13 protein-coding genes and 2 riboswitches are annotated in these 11292 nt (G+C 39.8%); of the genes, 11 read left to right on the forward strand and 2 right to left on the reverse strand.

What is annotated here, in order from left to right; translation table 11 throughout:
• Positions 1-53: 53 nt before the first annotated feature.
• From RYP29_RS05275 to RYP29_RS05300, 6 genes are all read left to right on the forward strand, one after another.
• Complete coding sequence (locus tag RYP29_RS05275; RefSeq protein WP_038123649.1) at positions 54-866, forward strand: amino acid ABC transporter substrate-binding protein; 813 nt, start codon at positions 54-56, stop codon at positions 864-866.
• Positions 867-989: 123 nt separating this feature from the next.
• Positions 990-1646, forward strand: a complete 657-nt coding sequence (locus RYP29_RS05280) for an amino acid ABC transporter permease (protein WP_005379533.1) — start codon at positions 990-992, stop codon at positions 1644-1646.
• Positions 1647-1655: 9 nt separating this feature from the next.
• Complete coding sequence (locus RYP29_RS05285; protein WP_311532557.1) at positions 1656-2414, forward strand: amino acid ABC transporter ATP-binding protein; 759 nt, start codon at positions 1656-1658, stop codon at positions 2412-2414.
• Between the two features lie 55 nt (positions 2415-2469).
• Positions 2470-3735, forward strand: coding sequence for a hypothetical protein (locus RYP29_RS05290; RefSeq protein WP_311532558.1), 1266 nt, complete (start codon positions 2470-2472; stop codon positions 3733-3735).
• Between the two features lie 141 nt (positions 3736-3876).
• On the forward strand, positions 3877-4323 hold the full coding sequence (locus RYP29_RS05295; protein WP_005379465.1) for a universal stress protein: 447 nt from the start codon (positions 3877-3879) through the stop codon (positions 4321-4323).
• 123 nt (positions 4324-4446) lie between these two features.
• Positions 4447-4737 carry a metalloregulator ArsR/SmtB family transcription factor gene (locus RYP29_RS05300; RefSeq protein ID WP_105083486.1) on the forward strand — a complete coding sequence of 97 codons (291 nt, stop codon included), beginning with the start codon at positions 4447-4449 and terminating at the stop codon, positions 4735-4737.
• Between the two features lie 89 nt (positions 4738-4826).
• Here RYP29_RS05300 and RYP29_RS05305 read toward each other — a convergent pair whose 3' ends face one another.
• Positions 4827-5816: an AEC family transporter gene (locus tag RYP29_RS05305; RefSeq protein WP_311532559.1), complete on the reverse strand. Its 990-nt coding sequence runs from the start codon at positions 5814-5816 to the stop codon at positions 4827-4829.
• Positions 5817-6028: 212 nt separating this feature from the next.
• On the opposite strand from RYP29_RS05305, the gene modA reads away from it, so the two are divergent.
• The 3 genes from modA to RYP29_RS05320 all read left to right on the forward strand — a co-directional run bounded on the left by modA (position 6029) and on the right by RYP29_RS05320 (position 8222).
• Entirely contained in the window at positions 6029-6817 is a 789-nt protein-coding gene (gene modA, locus RYP29_RS05310) for a molybdate ABC transporter substrate-binding protein (protein ID WP_311532560.1), read from the forward strand.
• Positions 6818-6915: 98 nt separating this feature from the next.
• Positions 6916-7584 (forward strand): molybdate ABC transporter permease subunit, encoded by a 669-nt coding sequence (gene modB, locus RYP29_RS05315; RefSeq protein ID WP_005379554.1) that lies wholly within the window; start codon positions 6916-6918, stop codon positions 7582-7584.
• 8 nt (positions 7585-7592) lie between these two features.
• Positions 7593-8222 (forward strand): ATP-binding cassette domain-containing protein, encoded by a 630-nt coding sequence (locus RYP29_RS05320; RefSeq protein ID WP_005382121.1) that lies wholly within the window; start codon positions 7593-7595, stop codon positions 8220-8222.
• A 45-nt stretch (positions 8223-8267) separates the two neighbouring features.
• Here RYP29_RS05320 and cytX read toward each other — a convergent pair whose 3' ends face one another.
• A complete protein-coding gene (gene cytX / locus RYP29_RS05325; RefSeq protein ID WP_311532561.1) occupies positions 8268-9467 on the reverse strand; it encodes a putative hydroxymethylpyrimidine transporter CytX in 1200 nt (399 codons plus the stop codon).
• A 52-nt stretch (positions 9468-9519) separates the two neighbouring features.
• Positions 9520-9625, reverse strand: a riboswitch (TPP riboswitch).
• 81 nt (positions 9626-9706) lie between these two features.
• A riboswitch (TPP riboswitch) is annotated at positions 9707-9801 on the forward strand.
• 63 nt (positions 9802-9864) lie between these two features.
• Here cytX and thiD point away from each other — a divergent pair.
• Complete coding sequence (thiD, locus tag RYP29_RS05330) at positions 9865-10710, forward strand: bifunctional hydroxymethylpyrimidine kinase/phosphomethylpyrimidine kinase (protein WP_311532562.1); 846 nt, start codon at positions 9865-9867, stop codon at positions 10708-10710.
• Position 10711: 1 nt separating this feature from the next.
• Positions 10712-11292: hydroxyethylthiazole kinase (locus RYP29_RS05335; protein ID WP_311532563.1), on the forward strand; the 581-nt coding region annotated here is incomplete at its 3' end.

Here is an 11292-nt window from a genome sequence, read left to right on the forward strand (position 1 = left end):
TAATAGGTTCATAAGTTAAAACATGACCTATAACATATTGTGTGGAGGATATTATGAACTGGAAAAAGATTATGGCTGTAGGTTTGGCTGCAGTTTCTATGATGGCTTTTGTAAGCGGTTGTGGTAGTGATACAAAGAAGGCTGATACTCAATTACCTAAGAAAATTGTTATTGGCCTAGATGATAGCTTCCCACCAATGGGCTTTAAAGATGATAAAGGTGAAATCGTAGGTTTAGATATCGACTTGGCTAAAGAGGCTGCTAAGCGCGCTGGTATGGATGTTGAGTTTAAAGCGATTGACTGGTCCAGCAAAGAAGCGGAGTTAAAATCTAAGAAAATCGACGTATTGTGGAATGGTTTAACTGTTTCTCCTGAACGTGAGAAAAATATCTTGTTCTCCGATACATATATGAAAGATAAACAATACATCGTTGTTCGTAACGATGATAATGCTATCAAGGGCAAATCTGATCTTGCTGGCAAGGTTGTAGGTGTGCAACAAGCTAGTACTGGTGAATCTGCATTACAAAACGATCCTAGTGGCAAAACCGTTAAAGAAATTAAATCCTATGCTGATTTCGTAAGTGCATTCATGGATCTTGGCATTGGTCGTGTCGATGCAGTTATCGCTGATGGTGTTATTGCTCGTTACCTCATGACAAAAGAACCTGGCAAATACAAAATTGTAGAAGGCACTGATTACGGCGTAGATAACTTTGCTGTAGGGTTCCGCAAAGATGATACCGCATTACGCGATAAAATCAATGGTATCTTAGCCGAAATGAAAAAAGATGGTACTGCTGATAAAATCGTTGAAAAATGGTTGGGCTCTAGCGCAGACCTAGATAAGAGCGATGCTAAATAGTACGATTCGTGATATACTAATAGTACTGTGGTCAGTATGTACAACTGATAATTAAAGAACGAAATGTACACTAGAGAAGAGGCCATATGCCTCTTCTCTATTCGTGTTTTGAAGGAGTATTTCATGTTAGATTATTTATTGCAGATTATCCCGACCATTGCGGATGGGCTCAAGGTCACCATTGCACTGTTCTGTGTCGTATGGGTACTATCTATACCTGGTGGTATCATATTAGCTTTACTGCGACTATCTAAGCTTCCTGTAGTCGATAAAATTGTTGAAGCCTTTGTATATCTAATGCGTGGTACGCCATTGATGTTACAAATTTTATTCATGTACTTTGCATTGCCAATCATGACGGATGGGGCTATCCAAATGGATGATGCAACGGCTGCTGTGGTTACATTTGTACTCAACTATGCAGCGTACCTATGTGAAATTTTCCGTGGCGGTATCCAATCGATTCCACGCGGTCAATACGAAGGGGCAAAAGTACTTGGTTTTACCTATGGTCAAACGATGCGTACCATCATTTTGCCGCAAATGTTTAAGCGCGTATTACCTCCACTTGCGAATGAAACAATTAACTTATTAAAAGATACATCTCTCGTATATGTATTAGCTATGAATGATATCTTGCGTATCACAAAATCCATTGTACAACGTGATTTTGATATTTCCGCGTTCCTTGTGGCCGCTATTTTCTATCTAATATTCACGTTCATTTTGACGAATATCTTTAATTATTTAGAAAAACGTTTCTCTGTATATGATGAGTAAGAGGTAATTATGACTTTTGTAAATATGGAATGCATAGAGAAACACTTTAATAATAATGTGGTATTAAAAGATGTTTCCTTGCAAATGAATAAAGGTGAAATCGTATCTATTATCGGTCCATCTGGTTCCGGTAAATCTACGTTTTTGCGTTGCTTAGGCCAGTTAGAAACCATTGATGGTGGTACTATCACTGTTGATGGTGTAACGTTGGCATCTACAGATGCTAGCGGCATCGTTACCTATGCTGATAAACATACGATGCATGATTTATTACTTCGCATGGGTATGGTATTCCAATCCTTCAATTTGTTCCCCCATATGACTGTTCTTGAAAATATTATGGTAGCACCGCGTATGGTGAAAGGTATGAAAGATACCGATATTATGCCAATCGCAGAACGCTTACTTAATAAAGTAGGTCTTTGGGATAAACGAGATATGTATCCCTCTAGATTGTCTGGCGGTCAACAACAGCGTGTGGCGATTGCTCGTGCATTAGCCATGAACCCAGAAATTATGCTCTTTGATGAACCGACGTCTGCCCTTGATCCAGAATTGACTGGAGAGGTATTAAAAACGATTAAACAACTAGCCGATGATCGGATGACTATGATTATTGTTACCCATGAAATGAACTTTGCTCGAGAAGTTTCAGATCGTATCATCTTTATGGCAGATGGTATCATTCAAGAAGAAGGGGAACCGGAACAATTGTTTACCAATCCACAATCCCCTAGAACTAAAGCTTTTTTGGAAAATATGTTATAATCCTTACCACCTATGTAATCATAGGTGGTACCTTCGCATATATGAAAGGAATTTTATGAAATTACCTATCGCATTAGCATTAGCTGGTTTGTCCATTGTATCTGGCGTTGCTTATGGTGCATCTCCTGATCATGCTACACCAAAGGCTATTGAAGCCTCTCAACAAGATGCAATGTCTGTATTGCCAGAGCAATATAAATCATATGCTACAAAGATGAATACGGTTGTAAAGGATACGAAAAATGGTTATACTTTCACCATTCCTTGGCGTGTAAATGATGGCGTTATGATCGACATGGATGTACGTAGTGAAAGTGAACATATACAGGGCTATTCCTTTAATTTGTCTGGCCCAAATCAGAATGATGCATATACTGTATCCTTTACAAAGAGAAATAATACACCGCAAGGCAATGTATCGCAAAAAGTGTGGAATACAACGTGGTACGATGTACCTATTAAGGGCATGACGGATGAGGAATATCTTCGCATTTGGCGACAACATAGCAATGTATTTGACACTAATGATATAGTGGGCGGATTCTTCCCTAAGAAAGGGGCACAAGCCGCACGTTGGAGTCGTACGACACCGAAGTCCTATGCAGAGATGACATCTACGGAACAGGTTCACTCTGTTTTTGAAGCTGAATTTATTATGGAAAAAGATCCAACTCATCGCTATAATCTTGTAAGTACGTATCCACCTATTCAGGCTAAATTTATGGAACAAGGTCTTATGGAAACGACAGTTCCTTCATTTACTTTGTTAGATACTAAGAAGACTGGCTCTACATTAAATAATGTTAAGAAATTATTGACTGGATCTAGTGATATCAACGTAGCAGAAGGCTTGAAATTCATTAGCCCTAAAGGATTCACACGCATTAATGATCCTAAAAAGATTGCTTTCACAAAGGATAAGATTCGTCTCGATGTAGAAAGTTTTTCCGTTCCTGTGCAAGCGGTAAGCAGTGCTATGCCTACGATGATGGGTAAGCAAATGCTAGGTGATCAGTACGTGAAATCTCTGGTGGATGTAAATAAGGCCACCATTGAGCGATATGAAACTCATATTATTGATGGTGCTGTTATGTTTTATGTAGCAGGGACAATGAAAAATCCTGAAGTAGCAGATACGAATACGGCGGAAACTGTTACATTCGGAGCTACGATTATTCTTGGAAATAATGGTAATGTCGGTGTTGCTCGTATGATAGCACCAATCGATACTGTGTTGACGACACCTGAATTTATCGATATTTTAGATGGATTTAAGTTAACGAATTCTTTAAATATCAATAATTCGTCCCAAGTTCTTTAATCTGCAAAAAAATGTGCTATAATGTATATAAATCCTAATCAAAAAAAGAGGATTTTTCCTAATCTGTCTAGAATATTATAAATAGACTAAATGATTTTTAATCATATCCCTTCATGGGGATTAGAAATAGGAGGGGTTAATATGGTTACCTACAAAACTATTGTCGTACCTACTGATGGTTCTGAAAATGCTAAACGTGCACTAGAACATGCACTTGCAGTAGCAGATCGTAACAAAGCAGAATTGATTGTTGTTCATGTAGCAAATATTGTTTCTGCTATTTCCAACTTTGATCAAACACCAATTTCTGGTGGCTATGTGTCTGAACAAATTGCAGAAGACATGGAAGAAACAGGTAAAGAAATTTTGAACGATGTAGTGAAAGAAATTCCTACAGGCGTTAAAGTTAAATCTGTATTTGAAGTTGGTTCCCCAGGCCCAGCATTGTTAGCCGTTGCTAAAAAATACAATGCTGATCTTATCGTAATGGGTAGCCGTGGTCTTGGACCTTTGAAAGGTTTATTCATGGGTAGTGTAAGTAGCTATGTAACTAGTCATTCCTCTTGCCCAGTATTGGTCGTTAAATAATATCATACAATTTAAAGGCTTTGTCATTGTGTACAAAGCCTTTTTTTGTATATAATAGATATCATAGAGATAGTATTTAAATTTAGATAGATTATTAGTGTTAGTTTAGAAGAAAGGATCCCTATGATCGACGGGAACGAATCATTGTTAAAGTTAGCAGAATTGTTTAAGATTCTTGGTGATCCAACGCGCCTAAAGATTGTTGAGATACTGCTAGAAAATGAGATGTGTGTTAATCATATTGCAGAGACAATGGGCATGGGACAATCTGCTATTTCACATCAGTTGCGAGTATTGCGACAAGCTCGTCTTGTAACATATCGCAAGGAAGGGAAAACTGCATATTATTCTTTAAATGATAATCATGTAGAAGGCCTTGTGCGAATGGGTATGGATCACGTATCACATCAATAGAGTGCTGTGCCTGGTCTATCACATTGCATTATATGAATTAGATACAAGAAAGGGGAGCCTCTCGGGGCTCCCTTTTGATGTATATATTTTTAGTATAATGGAAATAAATAATAAGCGAATGTGATAAAGAGTGGCATGGTCACTGCCGATAATATGGTGGTACCCATTACGATTTGCGTAGCGTATTCTGGGTTGTTTTTCATTTCGATGGCGATGAGGGCCATGTTGATAGCCGTTGGTACGCTATAGGTAATGACGATTGTTTGTGCCGCAATTGGATGCATAGGACCATAGAAGATAATAAATAGTATGGTCATAACAGCGGCTAATAGGGGACTTATGATAAGTCGTAATGCACTAGCTAACATGATGTCAGCTTTAAAGAAATTCAATGGGGTCCGGTTAATTTGTACCCCTAAGGCTATCATGGCTACACCAACAAAGGCGTTAGCGAAGATGTTGAGGGGAGCAAAGAAGAAGAGACTATGAAGATCAAATGGCAATAATTGGCATAGTAAGGCTAGTGGAATGGCGTATACCATGGGCATGTGGAATACGACATTTAGTGCATCTTTCGTACTTAATCGACCTGCACCTGCTTGATAGAATCCATAAGTATTGCTCGTAATGGTTTGAATAATCATGATAGATACTACACTCACGAGTCCTAAGTTAGCATAGGGTGTAGCCCCATCGATGACATATGGTACATTAGCAAATACAAAGATGGCAAGGGCCACCCCCATATTACCTACATTATTGAACATGACACAGTTTTTTAATGTTGCGATTTTAGCTACATCGTAGCCCCGTATGCGCCCAATAATTTCAGAAATAATAGAGTTTAGTATGAGTACACACAGTGCACAGAAAACAATTTCCAATGTACTTGAAGTGAATTTAGCCTCATACATCGCCCTAAATACGAAGGTGGGCAATAATATATAGAAATTAAGTTTGCTCAGTGTATATAAGTCAAGTTTAAATTTTTTATCTAATACAAATCCAACGCCTATAAGCATAAATATAGGAATCATGGAATTCATGAAGATATGGCCTATTAATGTTAATAAATTCATGGTCTCACCTAGAGTTCTATAATATGTATAATTGTGATTACAATCATGGCATACTTCGGTTATAATCAATATACTATGTTATATATATCATACATTTTATATATAGCTTATACCTGATTTCTTTATAATAGTATCATACCATAGGATGTAGTGTTTAGGTTTATATTTTTAAGCATTTATATGTATTAATTCCGTAGGGAGCAGGATGTTGTATGAGAAAAATTCTATTAGTTTTAATGAGTATTTGTATGCTTGTCTTTGTAGTAGGCTGTGGTAATGATGCAAGTAAAACTACGGATAGCGCAAAGCCAAGTACGTCTGAAAAGATTACAATTCAAGCGGCTGCTAGCCTTAAGGGGGCTCTTACTGAATTAGCAGATGCGTATAAGAAAGAGCATAACTTAGCAGATGATCAAATCATAATTAACTTTGCTGGCTCTGGCACATTGCGTCAACAGATTGAACAAGGTGCACCTGCAAGCTTATTCATTTCTGCAGACGAAAAAAATATGAAGATGTTACAAGATAAAGATTTAGTAACAGATGTAAAACCATTTGTAACAAATGAACTCGTTCTTGTAGTTCCTAAAGGACAACCTAAAATTGAGTTAGATCAAATCGCATCTGTAAAACGTATTGTTTTAGGTAATCCAGATACCGTACCCGCTGGTAACTATGGTAAGCAAGTACTAACAAAATTAGGTGTATGGGACCAAGTGGAACCTAATGTGGTATATGCTAAAGATGTTAAAGCTGTAACGGCTTCCATTAGCCAAGCAGCTGGTGATGCGGGCTTTATCTATAAGACAGATGCTATTGCAGCCGGTGATGCAGTTGAAATTGCTGCAGTAACACCTGGAGATTCTCATGATCCTGTTATATACCCTATCGGTATTATTAAGAAATATGATAATGCTTTGGCTCAAGATTTCTATACATACGTAATGAGCCCAGAGGGCCAAAAAGTATTGGAAAAATATGGGTTCTCTACGTCTAAATAAGAATTTAACGCTAGCTTTTAGGGCTAGCGTTTTCTTATGATACAATAGAGTTATAATTTATTATCCGGCAGAGATTCGGTAAAGAAAGGAGGCACAATATGAGTCCATTTTGGTTGTCATTGTGGGTGGCGAGTTTAGCTCTAGTTATTGTTATATTGACGGGCTTAGCTGCTTGTTACTGGATGAATCGATGTAAGTGGAGTGGTATCGCTATTCTAGATGCCCTAATAACATTGCCACTCGTGTTGCCTCCCGTAGTAGTTGGCTTTGCTTTGCTTATGGTATTTACACCGGGCTATGCATTCGGCGCTTGGTTAGAATCACATGGTTTAGGCGTTGTATTTACTGCAGCAGGTGCCGTTGTGGCCTCTTCTGTTATTGCCTTTCCTTTGTTTTATCAAACGGTGCGGTCCGCATTGCAGTCTGTAGACCATAATATGGAGGACGTAGCACGTACATTAGGCGCTTCAGAGCTGCGCATATTTTTTACAATCTCTGTACCATTGGCATGGAAGGGGATTTTAACGGGCAGCATATTGGCATTTTGTCGTGCTATGGGTGAGTTCGGTGCTACCATATTAATCGCAGGTAATATTCCTAAAATTACGCGTACCATGCCACTTGCTATCTATTCCTATGTAGAGGCAGGACAGTACATGGATGCCTTTGAACTCGTTATTTACATTTGTGTGCTTACATTAGCGCTATTGAGCGGTATTCACATCCTTACAAAAGGATCCTTGTTCCGTAATTTAGGGCGTAATTAGGAGGGACTATGATTACATTTTCTTTTACCATAGCAAGACCTTCTATGATTGTGAAAGCCGATGGTACTTTAGCTTCAGGAATTACGGTGTTAACCGGTTCATCTGGAAGTGGTAAAAGTACGTTTATTAAATGTATTGCAGGGTTAGTGAAACCTACAACTGGTATCATTCGATGCGATGAACGAACATGGGTTGACCGAGATCAAAATATATGGGTGCCAGCTCAAGAGCGTCAGGTAGGATATATGCCACAAGGCAATATCGTATTTCCTCATTTATCCGTGGAACACAATATTACATATAGTAAACGAGGCACACCTGATATGTGTGATTCTCTATTAAAACGTTTAGGATTAGAAAAATACCGTAACACTAAGGCTGGGCGCTTATCTGGTGGTGAACAACAACGTGTGGCTTTAGGTCGTGCACTCTATTCAAAACCAACTATATTGCTTCTTGATGAGCCTCTGTCTGCGCTTGATTGGAATTTGCGTAAACAAGTACGTGAGGATCTTGTTTCCATCATTCGTGAATGGGACGTACCTTGTGTATGGGTGACCCATGATGAAAGCGAAGCTGATGCAGTTGGTGATAGACACTGGATCTGTGAAGACGGACAAATTATTATACCTGAATAGTAAAACACCTTCATAAGCATGATTGCTTATGAAGGTGTTTTTGTTTTAGTGTTGTTTTATTTCGGCAGATGAGTTTTCTGTATGACTTATGAAGCCAACGATAGCTGTTACGAAGAATGCCGTTGTAAAGGCTGGCAGCGTAGCCCCAATAGTACTTTCACTATGTAACATATAGTGATAGAGTCCAACGGAAACTACCCAAATTAAACCGCGCACGAGATATGCTGAAATCGTTTGTACTTGTTGGCGATTGATAAAATAGTCCGCCAAAAGAATGGCTATCATTGGCGCAAATACAGAGCCGATGAGGTATAGGAAGTCTGTAATATCGTCCATCGGATATAGGATGGCAGCGATTGTACCAACGATAGTAACTACAACGGCTATGCCTTTACTAGAAGCACTCTTGTAGATAGTCGTACTAGATACGCCTGCAGAGTAAGCGTCCATAAAGGTTGTAGTTACGGTAGAGAAAATAATAACGATGAGGCCCGCAAGACCGAGGCCCGCATTCATCATGATCGTAATGATGGAGTCGCCGCCGCCAAAGATAGCGGCACTAAGACCTAAGGTGTACATAACGATACTTGTTACAGTGTAGACTGTAGCACTTGTAAGTGATGCGGAGAAAGGTTTTTTACTTTCACGGGTGTAATCACTGATGAGAGGTAGCCAAGATAGTGGCATGGCGATAGATAATTCAAGGGCAGCGATGAAACTCATGTTTCCGCTAGTTAGAATGATACCTTCACTAGGCCACTGCGATATCATGTGAGCACCCATGTAAAGGGTGAGACCTAGCAATAGAACAGACACGATGGCTTGAATATAGCCCGTATTGTGGAGGCCGATGAAAAGCCACAAGATGACAAGCGCGCCAATAGCTATCGTCCAAATTATAGGAGATAGAGGTGCTAGTTCTTGTAAGGCTAGCATAGCATCGTAGATCATGATGCTAGTCCAGCCGATAAGTTGAAGCATATTTAAAAAGGCAAAGCCTTTAGCCCCTAGTGGGCCAAAGCTGAAGGCGGTAGTATTCATACTGCCTTGCCGTAAACGTCCACCAATAAGGCCAGCCCCAAAGAGCAATACACCGCCGATAATATGCCCTAGTATAATGGCATATAGACCTTGGGTGAGTCCTAAGGGGGCCAGATAGGTTCCTGTCATAATTTCCGCTATAGATAGAGCGGCACCAAACCATATCATGGCGAACTGTGGTTGTGTAATGTGTGTATCTTTCATACGTCCTCCTTGCCAGGGAGTCATAGAAAAAGCCGAGTTCACAGGAACTCGGCTTTTAATCCTCTATGTTCCCTACGTTGGCATTATCCAAATCAGGTTATGGGTTAAAGCGATAGCTTACTCTCAGCCCACTCTTGTGAGCACCCCGTTATGGCTTCATTATAGGCTGTTAAGAGAACCCCGTCAATTATTTTCTTGCATAGATTGTATAATGATGTTATAACTAGAGTATAAAAATATATTGCCACTAGGGGTGCTTTTGCTGAGATTGACCATTCAAAACCCTAGACCTGATCCAGATAATACTGGCGTAGGAAAGTGGAGTGCAACATAATACTAACCTATTACGAGATCATTCCATTGGGAGTGGTCTCGTTTTTATATGTTTGGAGGTATTATGAAATTACATACTGCATTAACAATTGCCGGTACTGACCCAAGCGGTGGCGCTGGCATTATGGCTGATTTAAAATCCTTTCAAAGCCGTAACGTATACGGCATGGCCGTGGTTACGTCCGTGGTAGCTCAAAATACAACGGGCGTACATCATGTAGAACATTTATCGCTAGAGAGTATTGCGCAACAATTACACGATGTGTATTTTGACATTGAACCTCAAGCCGTTAAGACGGGCATGATTGCCTTGCCGGAGATGATGGACCTTATCTATCCTTATGTGAGTAAGGGAATTCCGTATGTAATGGACCCCGTTATGATTGCCACTAGCGGTGACCGACTCGTATCAGATGAGGCGGTACATTTCTTGAAATCTAAACTGATTCCTACCGCAACGGTTATCACACCTAATCGCAGTGAGGCTGAGGTCTTAGCGGACATGTCTGTTAATTGTGAAAGTGACATAACAACGGCGGCCAATCGTATCTTACAAGACTTAGGTCCTCAAGTGGTCATCATTAAAGGCGGGCACATCGGTGAAGATGCAACAGATTATGCTTTCACTAAAGATGGTAATATTCGTACGTGGACGAGCCCCAAATATGATACGGTGCATACTCATGGTACGGGCTGTACCTTCTCAGCGGTTATTACAGCGGAGCTTGCTAAAGGGCGTGATGTAATGGATGCTATTGGTATTGCCAAGGACTATATTGCTCTTGCTATTAAGTACAATCCAGCCCTAGGAAATGGCTGTGGCCCCGTTAATCATATGGCTTATGGACTGCTATCTAATGGACCTGAAACAATGAATAAGCTTTTGAAAAGCGATGAGAGGAGACTGTAATATGACTCATGAGAATCCATATATGACTGGCCAAACAGGGACAGAACTTAATATATTAGAAACATTGCGTCATCGAAATCCTCTCGTTATTTGTATTACCAATGATGTGGTACGAACCTTTACAGCTAATGGACTACTAGCTATTGGGGCATCGCCCATCATGAGCGAATGTAGTGAAGATTTAAAGAATCTTATTGTGTATGCATCAGCACTGCTCATCAATATTGGGACACTTACACCTGAGAAGGTTGGTTACTATAAAGAGGCTATTAAACTAGCGAAGGAATATGATGTACCAATTATTCTTGATCCTGTGGGCTGTCATGCAGGAGCTTACCGATTGTCGGTGGTCTTAGATTTGATTAAGACTGGTTCTATTTCGTTATTACGAGGCAATCAAAGCGAAGTTAAGGCTGTTTATGATGCACTGAGTTCTGATAATAAGGATGAAATCTCTCCGTTAGGTAAGGGCGTTGATGGAGCGCAGGTAGCGGATAGTGCCATTATCGCATATCGTTTAGCGCGTCTTATTAACTGTCCTGTAGTAGCAACGGGCGAAGAGGATTATGTATCTGATGGAAC

It is taken from the genome of uncultured Veillonella sp., from assembly GCF_963534045.1.
Lineage (GTDB): Bacteria > Bacillota > Negativicutes > Veillonellales > Veillonellaceae > Veillonella.